This window comes from Ruminococcus sp. RTP21484sp1_RTP21281st1_A8_RTP21281_210402 (assembly GCF_040914025.1).
Classification (GTDB): domain Bacteria; phylum Bacillota; class Clostridia; order Lachnospirales; family Lachnospiraceae; genus Blautia_A; species Blautia_A faecis.
Map to the genome: position 1 here is coordinate 15,142 of NZ_JBCPGE010000046.1, position 19,903 is coordinate 35,044.

25 protein-coding genes and 3 pseudogenes are annotated in these 19,903 nt (G+C 45.8%); 24 read left to right on the top strand and 4 right to left on the bottom strand.

Features of this window, described 5'->3' with window-relative positions; translation table 11 throughout:
- Nucleotides 1-115: 115 nt before the first annotated feature.
- The 4 genes and pseudogenes from AB5170_RS17915 to AB5170_RS17930 form a co-directional block, all read left to right on the top strand.
- Nucleotides 116-1,180, top strand: a pseudogene (locus AB5170_RS17915) (type IV secretory system conjugative DNA transfer family protein); the annotation flags it as partial.
- A gap of 90 nt (nucleotides 1,181-1,270) precedes the next feature.
- Nucleotides 1,271-3,151, top strand: a complete 1,881-nt coding sequence (locus AB5170_RS17920; RefSeq protein ID WP_368361814.1) for a DUF4368 domain-containing protein — start codon at nucleotides 1,271-1,273, stop codon at nucleotides 3,149-3,151.
- A 26-nt stretch (nucleotides 3,152-3,177) separates the two neighbouring features.
- The gene (locus AB5170_RS17925) at nucleotides 3,178-3,531 is read left to right on the top strand and encodes a TnpV protein (protein WP_112091024.1); all 354 of its coding nucleotides are present in this window, start codon (nucleotides 3,178-3,180) and stop codon (nucleotides 3,529-3,531) included.
- Between the two features lie 16 nt (nucleotides 3,532-3,547).
- Entirely contained in the window at nucleotides 3,548-3,847 is a 300-nt protein-coding gene (locus tag AB5170_RS17930) for a hypothetical protein (protein ID WP_021650276.1), read from the top strand.
- A gap of 27 nt (nucleotides 3,848-3,874) precedes the next feature.
- Here the strand turns inward: AB5170_RS17930 and AB5170_RS17935 are convergent, their stop codons facing one another.
- A complete protein-coding gene (locus AB5170_RS17935; RefSeq protein ID WP_021650277.1) occupies nucleotides 3,875-4,243 on the bottom strand; it encodes a helix-turn-helix transcriptional regulator in 369 nt (122 codons plus the stop codon).
- 144 nt (nucleotides 4,244-4,387) lie between these two features.
- Here AB5170_RS17935 and AB5170_RS17940 point away from each other — a divergent pair, with 144 nt between their 5' ends.
- From AB5170_RS17940 to mobQ, 10 genes are all read left to right on the top strand, one after another.
- Nucleotides 4,388-4,567 (top strand): helix-turn-helix domain-containing protein, encoded by a 180-nt coding sequence (locus AB5170_RS17940; protein WP_118575730.1) that lies wholly within the window; start codon nucleotides 4,388-4,390, stop codon nucleotides 4,565-4,567.
- The gene (locus AB5170_RS17945) at nucleotides 4,560-5,225 is read left to right on the top strand and encodes a response regulator transcription factor (protein ID WP_014081151.1); all 666 of its coding nucleotides are present in this window, start codon (nucleotides 4,560-4,562) and stop codon (nucleotides 5,223-5,225) included. The genes AB5170_RS17940 and AB5170_RS17945 overlap by 8 nt, the downstream gene beginning before the upstream one ends.
- Nucleotides 5,226-5,309: 84 nt before the next feature.
- Nucleotides 5,310-6,230: an ATP-binding cassette domain-containing protein gene (locus AB5170_RS17950; protein WP_015533989.1), complete on the top strand. Its 921-nt coding sequence runs from the start codon at nucleotides 5,310-5,312 to the stop codon at nucleotides 6,228-6,230.
- Nucleotides 6,223-7,029 carry an ABC transporter permease gene (locus AB5170_RS17955; RefSeq protein WP_055057437.1) on the top strand — a complete coding sequence of 269 codons (807 nt, stop codon included), beginning with the start codon at nucleotides 6,223-6,225 and terminating at the stop codon, nucleotides 7,027-7,029. Before AB5170_RS17950 ends, AB5170_RS17955 begins: the two co-directional genes overlap by 8 nt.
- Nucleotides 7,030-7,043: 14 nt before the next feature.
- Nucleotides 7,044-7,958, top strand: coding sequence for a sensor histidine kinase (locus tag AB5170_RS17960; protein WP_368361813.1), 915 nt, complete (start codon nucleotides 7,044-7,046; stop codon nucleotides 7,956-7,958).
- A 455-nt stretch (nucleotides 7,959-8,413) separates the two neighbouring features.
- Nucleotides 8,414-8,827 carry an RNA polymerase sigma factor gene (locus AB5170_RS17965; protein WP_014081146.1) on the top strand — a complete coding sequence of 138 codons (414 nt, stop codon included), beginning with the start codon at nucleotides 8,414-8,416 and terminating at the stop codon, nucleotides 8,825-8,827.
- A gap of 103 nt (nucleotides 8,828-8,930) precedes the next feature.
- Nucleotides 8,931-9,383 carry an RNA polymerase subunit sigma-24 gene (locus AB5170_RS17970; RefSeq protein WP_097792201.1) on the top strand — a complete coding sequence of 151 codons (453 nt, stop codon included), beginning with the start codon at nucleotides 8,931-8,933 and terminating at the stop codon, nucleotides 9,381-9,383.
- A 10-nt stretch (nucleotides 9,384-9,393) separates the two neighbouring features.
- Complete coding sequence (locus tag AB5170_RS17975; protein ID WP_009296689.1) at nucleotides 9,394-9,855, top strand: RNA polymerase sigma factor; 462 nt, start codon at nucleotides 9,394-9,396, stop codon at nucleotides 9,853-9,855.
- Nucleotides 9,856-9,883: 28 nt separating this feature from the next.
- Entirely contained in the window at nucleotides 9,884-10,174 is a 291-nt protein-coding gene (locus AB5170_RS17980) for a DUF3847 domain-containing protein (RefSeq protein ID WP_062808218.1), read from the top strand.
- Nucleotides 10,175-10,360: 186 nt separating this feature from the next.
- Nucleotides 10,361-11,806, top strand: coding sequence for a MobQ family relaxase (gene mobQ, locus AB5170_RS17985; protein WP_368361812.1), 1,446 nt, complete (start codon nucleotides 10,361-10,363; stop codon nucleotides 11,804-11,806).
- 106 nt (nucleotides 11,807-11,912) lie between these two features.
- Here the strand turns inward: mobQ and AB5170_RS17990 are convergent, their stop codons facing one another.
- The gene (locus AB5170_RS17990) at nucleotides 11,913-12,203 is read right to left on the bottom strand and encodes a type II toxin-antitoxin system YafQ family toxin (RefSeq protein ID WP_003509355.1); all 291 of its coding nucleotides are present in this window, start codon (nucleotides 12,201-12,203) and stop codon (nucleotides 11,913-11,915) included.
- The gene (locus AB5170_RS17995; protein WP_014081141.1) at nucleotides 12,200-12,478 is read right to left on the bottom strand and encodes a type II toxin-antitoxin system RelB/DinJ family antitoxin; all 279 of its coding nucleotides are present in this window, start codon (nucleotides 12,476-12,478) and stop codon (nucleotides 12,200-12,202) included. Before AB5170_RS17995 ends, AB5170_RS17990 begins: the two co-directional genes overlap by 4 nt.
- Nucleotides 12,479-12,604: 126 nt before the next feature.
- Between AB5170_RS17995 and AB5170_RS18000 the strand changes: the two genes are divergently transcribed.
- From AB5170_RS18000 to AB5170_RS18045, 10 genes and pseudogenes are all read left to right on the top strand, one after another.
- Nucleotides 12,605-13,003: a cysteine-rich VLP domain-containing protein gene (locus tag AB5170_RS18000; protein ID WP_148462897.1), complete on the top strand. Its 399-nt coding sequence runs from the start codon at nucleotides 12,605-12,607 to the stop codon at nucleotides 13,001-13,003.
- A gap of 113 nt (nucleotides 13,004-13,116) precedes the next feature.
- On the top strand, nucleotides 13,117-13,851 hold the full coding sequence (locus AB5170_RS18005) for a phage replisome organizer N-terminal domain-containing protein (protein WP_002596331.1): 735 nt from the start codon (nucleotides 13,117-13,119) through the stop codon (nucleotides 13,849-13,851).
- Entirely contained in the window at nucleotides 13,848-14,711 is an 864-nt protein-coding gene (locus tag AB5170_RS18010; protein WP_118575720.1) for an ATP-binding protein, read from the top strand. Before AB5170_RS18005 ends, AB5170_RS18010 begins: the two co-directional genes overlap by 4 nt.
- A gap of 43 nt (nucleotides 14,712-14,754) precedes the next feature.
- Nucleotides 14,755-14,949, top strand: a complete 195-nt coding sequence (locus tag AB5170_RS18015; RefSeq protein WP_002596333.1) for a transposon-encoded TnpW family protein — start codon at nucleotides 14,755-14,757, stop codon at nucleotides 14,947-14,949.
- A gap of 77 nt (nucleotides 14,950-15,026) precedes the next feature.
- Nucleotides 15,027-15,392, top strand: a complete 366-nt coding sequence (locus tag AB5170_RS18020; RefSeq protein WP_002596334.1) for a hypothetical protein — start codon at nucleotides 15,027-15,029, stop codon at nucleotides 15,390-15,392.
- Nucleotides 15,393-15,476: 84 nt separating this feature from the next.
- Nucleotides 15,477-16,277 (top strand): annotated as a pseudogene (locus AB5170_RS18025) (VirD4-like conjugal transfer protein, CD1115 family); the annotation flags it as partial.
- Between the two features lie 241 nt (nucleotides 16,278-16,518).
- Nucleotides 16,519-16,671, top strand: a pseudogene (locus AB5170_RS18030) (Maff2 family mobile element protein); the annotation flags it as partial.
- 163 nt (nucleotides 16,672-16,834) lie between these two features.
- Entirely contained in the window at nucleotides 16,835-17,107 is a 273-nt protein-coding gene (locus AB5170_RS18035) for a helix-turn-helix transcriptional regulator (protein ID WP_002593556.1), read from the top strand.
- A complete protein-coding gene (locus tag AB5170_RS18040; protein ID WP_005927690.1) occupies nucleotides 17,067-17,444 on the top strand; it encodes a TnpV protein in 378 nt (125 codons plus the stop codon). The genes AB5170_RS18035 and AB5170_RS18040 overlap by 41 nt, the downstream gene beginning before the upstream one ends.
- A 29-nt stretch (nucleotides 17,445-17,473) precedes the next feature.
- On the top strand, nucleotides 17,474-18,436 hold the full coding sequence (locus AB5170_RS18045) for a DUF3658 domain-containing protein (protein WP_005927687.1): 963 nt from the start codon (nucleotides 17,474-17,476) through the stop codon (nucleotides 18,434-18,436).
- A 61-nt stretch (nucleotides 18,437-18,497) separates the two neighbouring features.
- Here AB5170_RS18045 and AB5170_RS18050 read toward each other — a convergent pair whose 3' ends face one another.
- On the bottom strand, nucleotides 18,498-19,304 hold the full coding sequence (locus AB5170_RS18050) for a helix-turn-helix domain-containing protein (RefSeq protein ID WP_173772492.1): 807 nt from the start codon (nucleotides 19,302-19,304) through the stop codon (nucleotides 18,498-18,500).
- Nucleotides 19,305-19,903 lie beyond the last annotated feature (599 nt).

The following is a 19,903-nucleotide window of genomic DNA, read 5'->3' on the forward strand; positions in this document are numbered from 1 at the left end:
GAAAAAACAGCAGCATAAGAAAAAAAGAGGAAAAGTTCAGCATATCAGAGGTTCTCCGAAAAAGAGAAAAATATCTGGAAAAGCTGTTTTTTCTTCAGAGAGTATCCCAGGAAAAATGCTTGCGGATGTGAAAAATCTGATCACGGATAAGGCAAGTGAATTGAAGAGGGCAGATCAGAAAAAGCTGTTTTTAGCTAATTTCCCCTATCTGATGTTTGCTTATTTTTTCAATAAGATTGCCTGGCTGTATCGGGTAAACACCGGAGCAACTTCCTGGGATAAATTTATGAATACTATTACTTATTTTGAACTGGCGTTTCGGAATCTCTGGCCAAGTTTGAATCATATGGATCTGTTTTGGGGAATCGCAGGAGGCGTGGTTGTAAAATTTGTTATTATTTACCGCACGAAAAATGCCAGGAAATATCGGCTGGGTGTGGAGTATGGTTCTGCCAGATGGGGAACAGAAAAAGATATACGACCATATGCTGATCCTGAATTTGAAAATAATATTATTCTCACAGAAACAGAGAGTCTTACTATGTCAAGCAGACCAAAGAATCCGAAATACGCCAGGAATAAAAACATTCTGGTAATTGGCGGTTCTGGTTCTGGAAAAACCAGATTTTTTGTAAAGCCTAACATTATGCAGATGCACAGCTCCTATGTGATTACTGATCCAAAGGGAACTGTGCTTCTGGAGGTTGGCGGTATGCTGGCAAAAGGCAGTCCGATGACGGATGAGAATGGAAAAATCGTGCGGGACAAAGAGGGAAAAGTTATATACGAACCGTATAAAATCAAAGTTTTGAATACAATTAACTTCAAAAAATCCATGCACTATAATCCATTTGTATATATCCGCAGTGAAAAAGATATTCTAAAACTGGTAACAACCATTATTGCTAATACCAAAGGTGAAGGGCAGCAATCAGGTGAGGATTTTTGGGTAAAGGCGGAAAAACTCTATTATTGTGCCCTGATTGGTTATATCTGGTATGAAGGCAGGGAAGAAGAAAAGAATTTTAATACTCTGTTGGAAATGATCAATGTGTCAGAAGCCAGGGAAGATGATGAGAATTTCAAGAATCCAGTAGATCTGATGTTTGATGAACTGGAGCAGAAAGACCCGAACCATTTTGCAGTAAGGCAGTACAAAAAATACAAGCTAGCTGCCGGTGATATATGCTCTAAGTGACTTCTTAATCATGATTTTGTCATGGTTAGTGAAGCAATCACTTAGAGCATTTTTGTTTCAGGAGGTACAGCCATGAGAAATGAAAAAATTACCCCACTGTACGAGCGCCTGAGCCGGGACGATGAGTTACAGGGCGAGAGCAATTCCATATCCAACCAAAAGCAGATGTTAGAGGATTTTGCCCGCCGGAATGGGCTGCCCAACCCTACGCACTTTACCGATGATGGTATCTCAGGCACCCGTTTTGACCGCCCCGGATTTTTGGCGATGATGGAGGAAGTGGAGGCAGGGCGTGTAGAGGCAATCGTCATCAAGGACATGAGCCGGTTAGGGCGTGACTATCTGAAAGTCGGCCAGGTCATGGAGATTTTGCGGCAGCGCGGCGTCCGGTTAATTGCCATCAACGATGGCGTGGACAGTCTGAAAGGCGACGATGATTTTACGCCCTTCCGCAATATCATGAATGAGTTTTACGCCCGCGACACCAGCCGGAAAATCCGATCTGTGTTTAAGTCAAAAGGCATGAGTGGCAAGCACCTGACCGGCACTGTGATTTACGGCTACTTATGGGACGAAAAACGGGAGCATTGGCTGGTAGATGAGGAAGCTGCCGAAGTGGTACGCCGTATCTTCTCCCTCACGCTGGAGGGATATGGGCCTTACCAGATCGCCTGCAAATTATCCACAGACCGGATTGAAATTCCTGTCGTACACCTTGCCCGCTTCAACGAGGGTGTGAACCGTTCAAAGCCGGTCAAAGACCCCTGTGGATGGGGATCATCTACCATCGTGAACATTTTGAAAAAACGAGAGTATTTAGGGCATACCATCAATTTCAAGACCCGCAAACACTTTAAGGACAAGAAAAGCCACTATGTTTCTGAGGACGAATGGACGATCTTTGAGAATACCCATGAAGCCATTATCGACCAGCAGACCTTTGATTTGGCGCAGAAAATCCGCAGCAATGTACGGCGTTATCCAAACGGCTGGGGCGAAGCGGCTCCCCTCACAGGCTTGCTCTATTGTGCCGATTGCGGCGGCAAGATGTATGTCCACCGCACCAACAATGGCAAGCGGGTTTCTCAATATACCTGTTCCAATTATACCAAAGTTCCGTGTGGGACACTATGCCCTACACAACACCGTATCAATGAGAGTGCTGTCCTGACATTGGTTTCCGACACGCTCCGGGCTATCGCTGAATATTCGAGAAATGACCGGACGGAATTTATTCACACTGTTCAGGAGACGCAGGTTGCTCAACAGAGTGCCGATATATCGAAAAAGCGCAGGCGTCTGGCTGCTGCCCAAAAGAGAGCCGGAGAACTGGAAAAACTGATTTGCAAAATCTATGAGGACAATGCCCTCGGCAAGCTGCCGGATGCACGATATAGGGCGCTTGATGCACAGTATGCCAAAGAGCAGGACGCACTTGAGATTGAAATTGCGGAGCTGGAAAAGGCTGTTACCGGCTACGAGCAAAGCCAGAAATCAGCGGAGAAATTTATAGCCCTGATTGATAAGTACGAGAATTTTGACACGCTGACAAACACCATGCTCAATGAGTTTGTAGAGAAAATCCTTGTCCACGAACGCGCCAGAAAAGGTAGTCAGGACACCACGCAGGAAATTGAAATCTACTTCAATTTTTTAGGACGCTATATCCCACCATCCTTACAGCCGGTTCCTTTAACCCCGGAGGAACAGGAAGAACTGCGGAAAAAAGAAGAACGCAAGGACAGGCTTCATCAGAATTATTTGAAGCGGAAAGCCAGCGGCGCACAGAAACAGTATGAGGACAAAATCAAGGCGAAGAAAAAAGCGGAAATGGACGCTAAGAAAGCCCTGATCCGGGCTGAGGATATGAAAAAAGGTGTTTTTTCTACTATCGGTCAGCTACCAAAAGAAGAACCGCGTAAAGGCAGCATAGCAGCCAGCGCAGCAGTCTAATCATCACGAAGCAAAGGAGAATGAATATGAGTAAGTTGACTTACATTCGTTGTGGAGATTATGATATACCAAACCTAAAACTTTCTGAACAGCCGGAAACTTCTATCGGCAAGTACGGCAGAATGCGAAAATCCTACCTAAAGGAACATCGCCCCATTCTCTACAACCATCTGCTGATGAGCGAGAAGCTGTATCCACACCTGTTAGAGATTGAGCGGACAGCACAGGGGCGTGTGGAAACTATGTTGCCTCACATGATGGAGACTGCGGGTGTCACGGAAGAACTGAAAGCCTGTGACCCCATGCGTTGGGTGGGGCTGATGAACACATTAACGGCACAGATTGAGGAAATTTTAATCAGGGAACTGATTTGCAGCTGAATGGGAGGTGCGGGAAATGCTGACCTTTGAAAAGATTTTGAAAGTGTTTCAGGCATATCTGGATGATGATCCTCTGTATGAGGTGGTTCAGACCAGCCACGGTTATACATTGATGGCATGGGAACCCCACCGGAATGACTGGTACAGCGCTGAAATACAGAAAACCCCGGAGGATTTACGGAACGCTTTGTTGGGTACATACGCCAACTTTCTGGAAGATAAGATTACCGGAAATGACCGTGACCTGACTGTGACAGAAACCGGAGAAATCCAGCAGAGGTGCCGGGAACTTTTGGAAAAGTGCCGGGAAACATGATACAGAAACGCCAGAAGGAGGCCGCGATTATGCGTCCTCCTTCTGCTTCGCAGTCTGTTCCATTTTGAGCGCCCCGTCTATGGCACCTTCGATAATCGGCAGGTATTCTTCAGGGCAAAGCTTCAGCTTGTGGCTGACCCGTTGCCGCTGTTCGCTTTCTTCTCGTATAATCTCCGGGTTAAAATACCGTTCCACGGGAAGTCCGCAGACCTTAATCAACTGGATCATCACAGGCAGGCTCGGAATCGCACCTTGATTCTCAATGTTGGCAAGATACCGCCATTCAATCCCAACCATTTCTGCCAATGTTTTTCGTGCCAGACGCTTTGCCTCTCGTGCAGCTTTGACATCTGCACCGAAGGTTTCAAAACCGGGACAATCTTCAACTTTCGCCATATAACATCACCCAGTTACATTGTATAATTCATACTTCGCCCGTGGAATGTTGCTATATGCAGATTGGTTGAAGTTTATAATTCACATTTCGTTCCTTGCATTGTTCGAGAAAGAGAACTATAATGTACTCTGTGGAGGTGCGAAATGGACTATATGACATTGAAAGAGGCCGCCGAGAAGTGGGGCGTGACACCTCGTAGGGTAAATTATTATTGTGCTGGTGGGCGTATCCCCGGCGCTGTGAAGATGGCTGGTGTTTGGCTGATCCCAAAGAACGCAGAAAAGCCGACTGATAGACGCAGGAAGGAGTTTCAACATGAATAATGTTTTAATTATCGAAGATGATAAAGAAATTTGCGTTATGATAAAAGACCATCTGGAAAAGTACAATTATCAAGTCTTCTTCACACTTACTGGTGCAAATGCGATTGAACGTATAAAAGAATTATCCCCGGATTTAATTATTTTAGATTTAATGCTTCCTTTTATCAGTGGAGATGAGTTAATTAGAAATATCAGAAAATTTTCAGACGTACCTGTAATTGTTGTTTCTGCAAAAAGTTTAACATTCAACAAAGTCGAACTGCTACGCTTGGGTGCTGATGACTATTTAACAAAGCCGTTTGATTTGGACGAATTACTAGCGCGAATTGAACGCAATTTGCTAAGAAGTCAAAAAGATACTCCCAATCTTTGTTTGACCTTTGGAGAACTTTCCATTAATACATCTTCAAAAATAGTTACTGTTGCAGACGAAATTATTGTGCTTACAGCAAAAGAGTATCAACTCGTAGAACTACTGGCGAAATATCCTGATAAAGTCTTTTCTAAGCAAAATCTTTATGAAAGTATTTGGCAAGAACCATTTGCAAGGGATAATGATGTCATTAACACACATATAAGTAACTTACGAAAAAAATTAAAGGGCGAAGGCTGCCGAATTAAGACCATATGGGGCTTGGGTTACCGATTTGCAAAGTGAGCTTTAGATAATCTTTAGCTTTACCTTTAGATTATTCAAGGAATTGTCTGCGATACTAAATAACAAGAAAGGAGCTGTGAAAATATGAACGTAACAGTTTTTGAAGCTATCAACATCACAAAAAAGTATCGCAATACACTAGCCCTAAATCAAGTATCTATGTCTGTAATGCAAGGAGATATTTATGGGTTTATCGGAGAAAACGGTGCCGGTAAAACAACAATGATTCGTTTACTAACCGGACTGGCGGAACCTACTACTGGCAAAATTGCTTTATTCGGTGAAAGCAATAAGAAACTTGCAAAGCAGCGTGAGCGCATTGGCTGTATTATTGAGAGCCCTTCTCTTTATCTTGATATGACAGCCTATGAAAATTTGGAGGTACAACGTTTGCAACGCGGTATTCCAGGAAAAGGTTGCATTGATAATGCTTTAGCATTAGTTGGTTTGAAAGATACCGGAAAGAAAAAAGCAAAAGATTTCTCTTTGGGTATGCGGCAGAGACTAGCTCTCGCAATCGCTTTGCTTGGGAATCCTGAATTTCTCGTACTAGATGAACCAATTAACGGACTAGACCCTACTGGAATTATCGAATTAAGAAACTTACTCAAAAGACTAAATAAAGAACGTGGAATCACTATTTTGATTTCAAGTCACATTCTCACGGAACTTCATCAATTAGCAAATAGATATGGTATCTTACATGAGGGGAAACTTTTACAGGAAATTACCGCTACAGAGTTAGACAAACGCTGCAAAAAGCATTTGTTGTTGCAAGTGAATGATGTAGCTGCTGCTAGTGTTTTATTGGAAAGCAAACTGAATACTTCAAATTTTTCTGTTATGCCAGACAAAAGTATTCATCTATATGATTATGTTGAAAATGCCGGAAAAGTATCAGCGTTGCTAAGTGCAAATAATATTACGATTTATCAGTTAGCACAATCTGGAGATAGTCTTGAAACTTATTACACTAATTTGATAGGAGGGTGCCAAAATGATTAACCATTTTAAAGCTGAATTTTATAAATTGCGTCACTCAAAGATATTGATAACTATATTAGGCGTATGTGCGGCGGTTATAATGGTCTCTTTTGCACTTGGTGACATGACTTTTTTTGGAGCCGGAGATGGAACAGAAAGTGTAATCGGATTTCAAGCTAAGTGTTATCTATCTAGTGAAATACCAACGTTTCAAACTGTTGCCCGCTCATCTCTTGCATATACAGCCTTTTTCTGGATTATTGGCATTTTATTTGCAACCATATTTTTTACAAAAGAATATAATACGGGTACAATCAAATTATCTGTTGCATACGGCACTAAACGAACTATTCTCTACTACACCAAAGCGATTACAATATTGGTGGTGTCTCTGATAACGTATCTGATTTTTGTAGCTACATTTTTCGTTATTGAAATCATACAATCCGGTTACATTCCAACTGCGAGTGAAGTAATAAACCTTTTGGGATGGGCTCTTGCTTGCGGAACGGTTTTATTAGCATTAGAAAGCATTTCTATTTTTTTATGTGTCGTTATTCAAAATACAGGGATTGTAACAGGGATTTGCTGCTTATATGTATTCAGTGGAGCGTCTGTTTACTTAATGCTATGGAGTGATATGGAGACGGTTTCAATACCCTTAAAATTTTTTGTATATGGAAATCCTATGTACTATTGGATGAATTTCAGCTCTTGTCGCACAATGGGTATTATTGAGCATTTACCATTCTATTTCATAGGGTGCATTTCTCTTTTGATTGTTGGCGGTCTTATTATGATTAGAAAAGAAATCAAGTAAAAGGGAGGTAGAATATGGGTTGGGCGATTATGTTTCTTGTTCTGATAGCATTGGTCATTATCCTTTCAATTTCTTTAATTAACTGGAAAATACAGATATATAAAGTAATCGTCCAACTAAATGCTATTCTGAATAGAAAAACGAAAAAGTTAGTTACAGTGTCTTTATCTGATAGGCGGTTAGAGCATTTGGTTGAAATCATAAATCAGATTGTATCAAAAGATAATATTTATCTGGGCGAAATTCAAAAAAAGGAGAATGAATTAAAAGAGAATATTTCTTGCCTTTCTCATGATTTACGGACACCACTAACTTCCATTCGCGGATATTTGCAACTTCTATCAAGTGCGCCTGATGAAAAAAGAGCGGAATATATTTCAGCATTATCCGGAAAAGCATTGAGATTAGAACGTCTCATAGATGACTTTTATCAAATCTCTCTTTTAGAAGCAGGACAATATCCATTTTACTATGAAAAGGTTGAGCTATGCTCATTGCTTACTGAAATCCTGCTAGACAATTATTCGATTTTCAGCGTTAATGGAATTGAACCCAAAATAGAAATACCTAATATGGACATCTATCTTAATGCTGACAGAAAGGCGTGTATTCGCATTATACAAAATCTTATATTCAATGCGGTAACATCCACTACAAATAATGTTGTAATTCAACTAATTAATATTGCAGATTCTGTACAACTCTGTATTAAAAATCCTGTTGCATCTATTCCTACAGAAGAATATTCAAAACTGTTGGAACGCTTTTATGTAGCAGATGTTTCAAGAAGTAATGGTACGTCTGGACAAGGACTTTACATTGTGAAAAAGCTATTACTTATGATGAATTGTACAAATCCAATAATTGAAATACATGACCATAATTTTATGATTACGATTGATTTTTCGCCCTTACTCATAAAAAAATAATCTGCCGGACGACGGCAAAAGAAAAAAAGCCGTCGTAAAGCAGATCTATTAACGCGCCTATGCTATCTTCCGGCGGCTTTGAAAAAACAGAGCCGCCGTTTCTTTTTGCGAAAAGCAGAAACCCGACGACCTAACACCGTGTAAATCCACGGCGGCATATAGGAGGATTGCCGCCGTGTCTATGCTTGCCTTTTTTCACAGTACCCATGACCTGCACCAGCTAAAAAAAGTCTGTTCCCAGCAGCGGAGCAATGCGGTCAGAAGTATGCACTATACCATGTAACTAAACAGCAAAATATACTCTATTACGCTCGTATGGCTTTATGCCGTCCGGGCGCTTTTTTGTCCCTGTGGAGCCGGAACATCGGGTCAGCATGGCTCGAACTTTATCCCCGGTGCCGCTCCCCGCCGCCCCATTCAGATTTACCCAAAAAATCTGAATGGAGGAAAGGCAGATGGAAGTTACCATCAATTATAACGGACAAGCTGTGGCCGTGGAGGTTACGCTGGAAGTCTATGAATTTCTTGACCGGGCCGATCATAAAACGGAGAACCTGTTCCATGAACAGCGGCGGCATTGGGATGGCCGGGAGTTTGACGAGTACATCATTACCACCGAGGGCGTAGGGGGCTACGGCGAAACGCCGGAGGAATACCTTTGCCGCATGGAAACGCTGCATGAGCTGATGGCTGTTCTGGACACCTGTACCGAGGCCCAGCGCCGCCGGTTCCTGCTCTATGCGCTTGACGGGCTGAGCCTTGCAGAGATCGGTGTGCTGTGCGGCTGCTCCAAAGTGGCTGTGTATCAAAGTGTGGAGGCGGTCAGAAAAAAATTTATAAATTTCTTTGAGAACAGGCTTAACGAATGACCTGTTTTCTGGCTACCAAGTGAAAGGGATTATTTCCCTTATCTCAGCGAGGGGCGGACAGCGGACGAGCTGTCCGCCTCTCCGATTTTCAGGAGGTAAGCCTATGAAAACAATCAATCTGCGGTGGATGTATCCCCACTACCGGCATGACGAGTTTGTGGATGTTACGGACGAGGTATGGGCAGCGATGTATCAGGCCAAGCGGGAGATGGAGAACTATGAGCGTCGGAAAGTCTACCACCGCGCCTACTACTCTCTGGACGCATACAGCTGGCTGGAAAATTACGCACTGGAACACAGCAGATCGCCGGAAGATATTTTGCTGGAACGAGAAGAAATGACCACCCGCCTATACCTGATTGCAGCTCTGCCGGTGGCTCTGGCTCATGCCACTCCGACACAGGCCCGCCGTGTTCACGCCTACTACATTGCCGGTATCAAGCAGCCGGAAATCGCCCGGAGAGAGGGTATCCATAGCAGTAAGGTCAGCGTTGCCATCCACCGGGGGCTGCGGAATATGCGCCGTTGCTATGATGTCCTTTTTCAAACAGAGTGAGGGCGTGCCTATGCAGACCATCAATCTCAAACAATATTATCCATTTTGCAAAGAGGACATTTTTGTGGAGGTGTCCGATGAGATCGTCGAAGCGTTTCTTCTGGACAAGAGAGCCGAGGCCGCCAGAGATCGCAAGATGTTCCGGTATAAGGCGTTTTATTCCCTCGATTGTAACGATGGAATCGAAAATGCCGCCATCGGCTGGGCGCAGCCATCGCCGGAGGACTACCTGATAGAAAAAGAAGAATTGGCCGAATACGAAGAACTGATACGGCGATTGTATGAAGCCATTTCCTCCCTGCCGCCTATGCAGGCTCGCCGTGTCCATGCCCGCTATATGCTGGGTATGAAAGTGAAAGATATTGCCGCAATGGAGGGTATCACGCCATCACAGGCGGGAAAATCCATCCATGCCGCACTGCGGAGACTGCGCCGGTACTTTGCTCGACAGAAATGGACGGTCAATCTATGAGTATTTCCAAAGAAAAGAGGTGCCTGACATGAACGAAAAAATTACAGCCCACCCCCAAAAAGAAGAACGGGAGAAAGTCCTGAAGGAGATTCGGCAGCTTGAAAACCGAAAGAAGATTTTGGAGAACAAGCAGCGGAACGAAGAACGCAGGGTTCGCACCCGCCGCCTGATTGAGCGTGGAGCCGTTTTGGAGGGGATTTTCCCGTTGGCTCCCGACCTTTCCGGCGCAGAGGTCAAAGCATTTCTGATTACCCTGTCCCATCTTCCGGGGGCTGCGGAATTGACTGCAAACCTGCCAAAATCCGGGGACACGCCATAAGTCCCTTGTTTACAAGGGCGCACTTATACACCGTTGCCGGTGCTGTGCGCCCTGCCGGGGGCGTTGCGTACTTCGTCCGCGATGGGAAGCTACGCTCCCCAAACCCCTTGTGCGCTCTGCGCAGCCAAACACCCGCTTTGCGTTTGTCCGGCTCCACAGAGCCTGTTATCCCCTCACTGAAAGGAGGTGTTCCCCATAGATTTCTGTCATATCCCCGTCAGTATCATCAAGCGCAGCGCAGGCCGTTCTGCCGTTGCCGCAGCTGCTTACCGCAGCGGAACCAAGCTGACAAATGAATGGGACGGAATGACCCACGACTACACCCGGAAAGGCGGCATTGTCCATGCGGAGATCATGCTGCCTGCCCACGCGCCGCCGGAATTTGCAGACCGATCTATCCTCTGGAACAGCGTGGAGCAGATCGAGAAAGCCAGGGACAGCCAGCTTGCCCGCGAGATTGAAGCAGCCCTGCCCCGTGAACTGTCCGGCGAACAGCAGCTTGCCCTTGTGCGCGCCTATGTGAAGGACAACTTTGTAGACAAAGGAATGTGTGCCGACTTTGCTATCCATGACAAGGGAACTGGCAATCCTCATGTCCATATCATGCTGACGCTCCGGCCTTTGAAAGAAAATGGACAGTGGGGCGCAAAGTGCCGCAAGGCATACGATCTGGACGAGAATGGACAGCGTATCCCGGATGGGAAAGGCGGTTGGAAAAATCACAGAGAGGATACGACCGACTGGAACGATAAAGAAAATGTGGAGATTTGGCGGGCAGCGTGGGCGGCCTACACCAATCGGGCGTTGGAATCTGCCGGCAGACCGGAGCGCATTGACCATCGCAGCTACAAGCGGCAGGGCATTGATAAGATTCCCTCTGTCCATCTGGGGCCAGCCACCAGCCAAATGGAAAAGCGCGGCATCCGCACCGACAAGGGCGAAGTAAACCGGCAGATCGTTGCCGACAACAAGCTGCTGAAAGAAATCAAAGCCCGCATTACCCGTCTTTATCGCTGGTCGAAAGCCGAAACGGAAAAACCACAAACACAGCAAAGCAGCTTGACAGCTTTGTGGGAGGCTCAGCAGCAGTTGAACGCTCCCCGCACCCGCACCGGCAAAATCCGGGCTTTGCAGGAAAGCGCTACACTATTCAGCTTTTTGCAGGCAAACGGCATCCAGTCTATGCAGCAGCTTCATGAAAAAATCGCTGATATGAACAGCCGTTACTATGACCTGCGGGGAAAGATCGTCAAGGCTGAGCGCCGGATCGCCATTCTTACCGAACGCGGGGAGATGTGGGAACAGTACAACCAGTACAAGTCCATCCACAAACAGCTTGCCAAAGTAAAGCCGGAAAAGCGGGAACAGTTTGAACAGCGCCACAGCCGGGAACTGATTCTGTATGACGCAGCGACCCGGTATCTGAAAGACTTGAAAGACAACGGCGAGGCAATCACCCCGAAGGCATGGCAGCGGGAGATCGACCAGCTGACCGCCGGAAAGCAGACGGACAGCATCGACATGAAAGCTATGCGGGAGGAGCTAAAAGCTGTGGAACGGCTCCGCAAGGCCGCCGACCAACTGGCCCGGCAGGAACGGGACAAGCCCCGCGACCGGGGGCCGGAGCGGTAAAGGGTACGGCGCTTTGCCGACCCCTTTCAGGTGCGTCGCGTTTCACGACACCCTTTTGCACACAGAAAAACCGCCGTACAGGTTTTCCCATACGGCGGCAGATGGTTTATTTGCCGAACAAGTCGCTGTGCGACCCGGTGCGGGCAAGCGTCAGCACCAGCACATCATCCTCGATACGGTAAATGAGCAGCCAGTCCGGGAGAATGTGACATTCCCGATGGCCCACCCAATCGCCGGACAAATCGTGATCGCGGTTTTTATCCGGCAGCGGTTCGCCCATCGACAGCAGCGCCACGACCTGTTCCAGCAATTCGATTTTCAGGCCGCGCTTGATTGCCCGCTTGTAGTCCTTTTTGAAAGCGGTCGTGTACTTGACGGTGTACTTTGTTTTCCTCATTTTTTCAGGTCGGCAAACAACTCGTCAAGGTCATTGTATCCCTTTACAGACGGGTCTTTTGCAATCCTTTCCGCTTCCAGCATGGCAGCAATCGTTTCCTTGTTGGGCTGTTCCAGCCTTACTTCAAAGGGAATGCCGCCTTCACGAAGCGACTGGCGCACAAAGATGTTAAACGCCGTAGTCAGGTTCATGCCAAGTTCAGTAAACAGTGCGTCCGCCTGCGCTTTCAAATCTGCGTCCATGCGGATACTGATGTTTGTGGTATTTCCAGCCATACGATCAACCCCTTTCTGCTGGCAATTATAGTATATGCCATTTGCACGAAGAAAACAATACTTTGCACGAATATTTAAAAATAAATTCATTCAAGGAGGTTAGCTACACTATGAAAGAAATCATTTATGAAGAACAATAAGTCTGAACCTATCCCTGTCATGGATTACCGCCAGTACCGCAGAGCGCGGAGGCTGGTGCATGAGTGCTGTAACTACATCGACGGAAACTGTATCGCCCTGGACGATGGGGAGGAATGTGTCTGTGTCCAGTCTATTTCCTACTCCCTGTTGTGCAGGTGGTTTCGGGCGGCGGTATTGCCGCAGGATAAGGAACTGGAAACGGCGCTGTTCCACCGGCTGAATGCTAAGAAATGCGCCGTATGTGGGGCGCTGTTTACCCCCGGTTCTAACAGGGCCAAATACTGCCCGGAATGTGCCGCACGCATGAAGCGGATCAACGCCGCAAAGCGCAAGCGGAAACAACGGGAGAAATGTCACGCTTTAGGGGCTGAAAAACCCTTGTAAATCAAGGATTTTTTCGAGGGTGTCAAAGGCAGGCTGATAGATTTATCCTCCGACCCCTAAAACGGCCTTAAAATGCGTACAGAATCCCAAGAGAAACCCCAAGGAGGAACCCTATGTCAGACAACCGAAAATATTATTACCTGAAACTCAAAGAAAACTATTTTGACGATGATTCCATCGTGCTGTTGGAAAGTATGCAGGACGGTGTGCTATATTCCAACATTCTGCTCAAGCTGTATCTGAAATCGCTGAAACATGGCGGGCGGCTCCAGCTTGACGAGGACATCCCCTACACGGCGCAGATGATCGCCACCATTACCCGCCAGCAGATCGGCACTGTGGAGAGAGCCTTGCAGATCTTTTTGAAGCTGGGTCTTGTGGAAGTGCTGGACAGCGGCACCTTCTACATGAGCAATATTGAACTGCTGATCGGCCAGTCCTCCACCGAGGCCGAGCGAAAGCGTGCGGCGAGGCTCCAAAACAAGGCTCTTTCCGCGCCCCGGACAAACGACGGACATTTGTCCGACATTCGTCCACCAGAGATAGAGATAGAGTTAGAGAAAGAGATAGAGATAAAGAGAGAGATAGAGAAGGGACGCTCCGCCCGCGCCTATGGCCGTTACCAGAATGTTTTCCTGACGGACGAGGAACTGGCAGACTTGCAGGCCAGTTTTCCCACTGTATGGGGCCAGTACATCGAAAAGCTGTCCGAATACATGGCCTCTACCGGTAAGCGGTATCAGAGCCATGCCGCCACCATCCGGCGCTGGGCCGGTGAGGACGCGAAGAAAGCAGCCCCGCCCACCCGCAACCGGGATTACAGCGTAAAGGAAGATGAAACCGTATGATTGAGATTACCGCAGAAATCCGGGCGCTGATCGACAAGGCAGCCGCCGGTGTGGAACTGGCCGGGGACGAGTACATAGACCCGGCAGACGGCCTCATTCACTGTAAGAAGTGCGGCGGCCAGAGGCAGACCGTTGTGCCATGCTTTGGAAAACCAGGCTACTTCATGCCCCGCTGCATCTGCCAGTGCCAGCAGGAGGCCGAGGAACAGCGCAAGGCTGCTGAAGAACGGCAGCGCCGCATGGAGCGTATCAAACGCCGAAAGGCACAGGGCTTGCAAGACCGCTATCTCTATGACTACACCTTTGCCAACGACAACGGCCAAAACCCATTGATGGACAAGGCCCGCGCCTATGTGGAGAACTGGAAAGAAGCATATAAGAGCAATATCGGGCTTTTGCTGTTTGGAGATGTGGGAACCGGCAAATCTTTTTTCGCCGGATGTATCGCCAATGCTCTACTTGACCGGGATGTGCCTGTGCTGATGACGAACTTTCCCACCATCCTGAACCGCCTGACAGGGATGTTCTCCGAAGACAGGGCCGACTTTATCGCCAGCTTTGACGAATACGACCTGCTTATCATTGACGATTTGGGTGTGGAGCGCAGTACCGAGTATGCGATGGAGCAGATGTTTTTCGTCATTGACAGCCGATACCGCAGCCGCAGGCCCATGATCATCACCACCAACCTGAAACTGGCCGAACTCAAGAACCCGCCTGACCTGGCCCACGCCCGTATCTATGACCGTATTCTGGAACGGTGTGCGCCGATTCTTTTTGACGGGAAGAATTTCCGGGAAGAAAATGCCGGTGCTACCCGACAGACAGCAAAAGAAATTGTAAACAGTAAGCAAGACTGATTTTTTACCGGGCGGCACAGACCCGTTCGGAGAAAGGAGCGCCATGAACAAAGAACCCCGTACTATGCAGGTGGCAGACGCCGTTACTGCGTCCAGAGCGCCGGAAAACACGCCAGCGATGGTAAAGAAAATCGGTAAGACAACCTACAAGGTTCATGTCCATTTCAGCAATACCAGCACAGAAACCATGAGCGATAAAATCAAGCGTATGCTCAAAAATGAAATTCAGCAGATGTGACAGACTGATAAACGAAGCCGCCTTGTGCTAAACTGATGATGGTACGCACCAAAATTTTTGTCAAGGAGGACACGAAAATGCTTTACACAGAAAAAGAGAAGCATGAAATTGAACGAGTAAAGGAGGTCTTTGAGGAACATCTGCGGCAAAGCCCTGATTTTGAACTGCTCTGGTCGGACAAGGTAGGCTATGTCTGGCTGGCGATTGGCGTAAATCCAGTCTATGTGGATACCGGTATCAGAATCGAATCTGCCGCCGATCTCTGTGGCAGGTGTTTGGACGATGTTGCTACGGATGTTTTGTATATGACGGGCAACGATCATGCACTGGAAGCAGCCGACCCGCTGGAATTAGCCGAAATCAAGCGGCGCTGGGAGCCATATATCAACCAGCTGCCAGACTATGCGTATCTCTGCAAAGACCTGCTGAACGGAAAAATGTAATCTATCAAACGAGGTGTCAGGAGCCATACGGTGCTTCTGGCACCTTTTTTGTGAATTTGATTAAAAAGTCCTTGACAATTCGTCTCTGGTAAGACAGCAAAATCTATTCTGATCAGTTGTGGTGCAAGACTCGCACCCTTTGATATTGCGGAACTGCGGGAGCTTATGAGTTATGACGAGCTGGAATTGGATCTGGTTGGTGACAGGAAAACTGCATTGTTTGTTATTATTTCAGATACCGATGATACTTTTAATTTTATTGTTTCTATTATGTACACACAGCTTTTTAATCTGCTCTGTGACAGAGCTGATGATGTATATGGAGGCAGACTTCCAATTCATGTGAGGTGTCTCCTGGACGAGTTTGCGAACATCGGACAAATTCCAAAATTCGAAAAATTGATTGCTACGATTAGAAGCCGGGAAATCTCAGCTTCTATTATTTTGCAGTCAAAGTCTCAGCTTAAGGCAATTTATAAGGATAATGCCGATACCATCGAAGGGAACTGTGATACGACCTTATTCCTAGGTGGAAAGGAAAAAACGACATTAAAGGAAATAGCGGAGATCCTGGGAAAAGAAACCATAGATCTTTATAACACATCGGATACGAGAGGCAGTCAGCGGTCTTATGGAATGAACTACCAGAAAACAGGAAAGGAGTTGATGAGCCAGGATGAAATAGCAGTCATGGACGGGGGAAAATGTATTCTGCAGGTGAGAGGTGTCAGACCATTTTTCTCAAATAAATACGATATTTGCAAACATAAAAACTACAAATATCTGTCCGATTATAACAAAAAGAATACCTTTGATATTGAAAAATATCTGAGTACTAATCTGATACTGAAACCAGAGGATGAAGTGGAATTGTATCAGATGTAACTTCTCGACAAATTGTCGGGAAGTGGATCATGGGAGGAAATCATGAATAATTTGGAAAAAAGGAACAGTCGGTATCCATCGACGAAAATGAATATACCGACTGTACGTGTGAGGTATTTTCCAAGTAGAAAATCCTATGCTTAGTGTAGCACAAAAGGCAGGGTTTATATAGTGTTTTCTTCCCTTTCTGGAAAAAATCTAAGAAAGGACTGGAAAATGTAAGTTTTCCAAGGGTACACTTATGGCATTTTTTACAACGGCAATTACGACCTTAAAAACATTGGTTTGTGCGATCGGAGCCGGACTTGCAGCCTGGGGAGTGATCAATCTGCTGGAAGGATATGGAACGGACAATCCGGGTGCAAAGTCACAAGGAATAAAACAGTTCATGGCTAATTAGTTGGAACAAAAAACGAAAGGAAAAGCACAATCCAGACGGTATCAGCGGCAGGCTACAAGAATAAATTGTGATTTCACAAGATTGGTGCTATAATAAGAGAAAAGTTCCTGCCGGGGCAGCCGCCCCGGTGGTATAGATAGAAAGGCAGGAAAACAATATGCACATCAGCTATAAGCCACTCTGGCACACACTGTTAGAGCGTGATATGAGAAAAGAGGATTTAAGGCTTGCCGCTGGTATGACAACAAATATGATTGCCAACATGAGCAAAGAGGGAAAGCACATCAGCATGGATACATTAGCCCGTATCTGCGAAACGCTGAATTGTGAGATTACCGATGTGATTGAGTTAGTACCAGACGAGCCTGCTTCCACAGGAGGTAAGGAACATGAGCGAATTGAAACCAAGAATAACGGAAAACGGAATTGATTATATCCTTGTCGGAGATTATTACATCCCGGACTTGAAACTGCCGGAGGAACACCGCCCTATCGGAAAGTACGGACGGATGCACCGGGAATATTTAAGGGAAGTCCACCCAGCCAGATTGAATACATTGATACTGACCGGGGAATTGTGGACATATCTTGCAGACCTGAACGAACAGGCACAGGAACGGTTAGACACCATCATGGAGCAGATGAAAACTGCCGAGGGCGTAACCGAGGAATTGAAGCGTACCCACCAAATGGAATGGGTGCAGCGTTGCAATAACATTCATAACCGGGCAGAAGAAATTGTTTTGCATGAGATGATTTATTCATAACGGGAGCAATTAAATCGGAGGTATATAAGATGATTGAAATTGTATTTGGTGAAAGTGCCTGTGGAAGTTTGAAAATTGCCCAAACTTACGGCAAGGGAAAGTATAGAGGAAGTGCTGTTTCAATATTTATGAGGCATGAAGACGGGAGTGTTCCATCTTCAGATGAAATGAAAAAAGCACAGCTTCAAGCACAGGAACAAGAACGCATTGCTTGGGAGAATGCTATTCCATTGGGAGGCAAGAGCTGTGATGTTTATTGTTTTGATATGGCTCTTAGTGTGGGAGATATTTCTGATAATGGAATTGGCGAACAGCGGAAAAATGTTTTCAAGAAAATGCTGTCTGTCTGCTTTGTAGAGGATTTAGATTATCAGGTTGAAGAAAAAATACAGAAAATTAAAACTACATTGACCTCAGTGATTGAACGATATGTAGCTGGGGAAGAAATTCGCATTTGGTATAGCTATAATCCAGATGAGCTTTGTGGTATGTATTGGCTTATGAAACAACTTCAACCCTTAAACTGCCAGACAACAATTTATTTGGTTAAGTTACCTACATGGGAATATGGAAAAGAAAATACTATGACATCCAAAATAGCATGGGGCGAGGTCTCTCCTGGCGAATGGGGAAACTATATAACTCTACAAGAGAAAGCTAATCCTGTATTTCTTTCAGCTTGTGCTATGAAATGGAATCAACTTCAAAATGAAAATGCACCTTTGCGTGCAATGTTAAATGGTAAATTGCAAAGCGTTTCAGAAGATATATATGATAGTTTCATTCTTCGTGAAATTGCGGAACAGCCAGAGCAATTCAAAATGGCTATTGTCATAGGTAATGTTTTAGGAAAATATCAACTTGGAATTAGTGATGTATGGATTTCCAATCGCATTGATAAAATGCTTGAAGATGGTGTGTTGGAAATTATACAGGACGCACCAAAGGGAGAAACAAATTATCGCCGAATATTAAGAAAACGAATGAAGTAATAACCACAGCACAAACCGCTGCTACATGGAATCCAACAAACCATGCAACAGCGGTTTTCCTTTACCGTTTTTTCCTCTGGTTGATAGGCGTTCCCGTTTTCTTTGATTTTTGGAGAATCCGAATAAGCCAGCGAAATTCTTCATCTGACAGATTTTTATAGTTGATACCGAGCTGCTTGCAGTAAAGCACTGCCAGTTTTTCCAAACGGCTGCCCTTGAAATTTTCGACCGCTTCCAGATTTTCTTTCAGTTCATTGGCAACAGTGGTCTGGGGCGCACTCTCACTATCCTTTTTATGGGTTTCCCGAATATCCCGGATAATCAGGTTTAGGTCATCCAGAACCATGTGGCTGAAATATTCATCATCACTGATATGGGCGGCTTGCAACACTTTCAAATGGGGGTCGTCTTCGCCGGGGCGATACCGTTCAATGATTTCATGCCGGACGGTATCGACAAGGGCGTTGAGGTTCTGAATCTGCATGGTGGCAATTCCATCCACATAAATCTCAATGTCCGCAAGAAACTTGATAAAGTCCTTATGGGTGGCAAGTTCGCAGAGCAGACGGTTGTTAATCCGACCGCTTTTCAGAAGTGCTACCATCTCATCACTCAAATGCAGCTCCCTTAATGGCGTGTTGATCTCCGCCCGGTTCTCTGTCCGGCAAAAGAGATAATCGAGGGACACCCCATAAAAATCTGCCAGCAGGATAAGGTTGCCATGATTGATTTCCTTATAGTCATCTTTTTCATAACTGCCAAGAGCCGATTTTGAAATACCTGTTTGCTCTGCCAGTTCTTCCAGTTTTAATCCTTTGTTTAATCGTAAATCTTTTAGCCGTTCCTGTATTGTAGTAGCTCCGTTCATTGAAGCAGTTCCCCCTTTCTAACGACATTTATAACCGTTGAATTGATTATACCATATCAATTCCGCAATCGTGGAAATTTCTGATTTTTACCCCTAATTCCTACTTTGTGGACATACGGCACAGGGCACAAAAATGTTCTATGATACAGGTAGTTCATCGATGGATTATTCCAATCGAATGACCAGCCTGTGTGGGATATGCTTCCCCGGCGATGTAGTGCCATGACTTTTGGCAGGGATATGGAGGAACCCTTACCAAAACGAGCATACCAAAGGGAGCGATACGCCGCTGTGAGATTCAGGGGAGGAACGACACCGGGGAGAACTGGCGAACTGACACCGAAATGATACCGAAACACGACAATCTGATAGGGGGATAGTCTACCCTATCGCTGATACTTCGGGAGATTTTAGGCGGCTCTATGGCTGTAATTTTGCAGAAAATCGCCCCGAAACCATACACGAAAACGGGAGGAAGCGCAATATGCCGAGAATGAGCAAAAAGAGGAAGCATGAGCTTTCTTTTTACTTTATAGGAAAGACCGCCTGAGGCGCTCTCTTGAATTGAAAAATGCCCGCACGGAGGCGGGCACGACGAC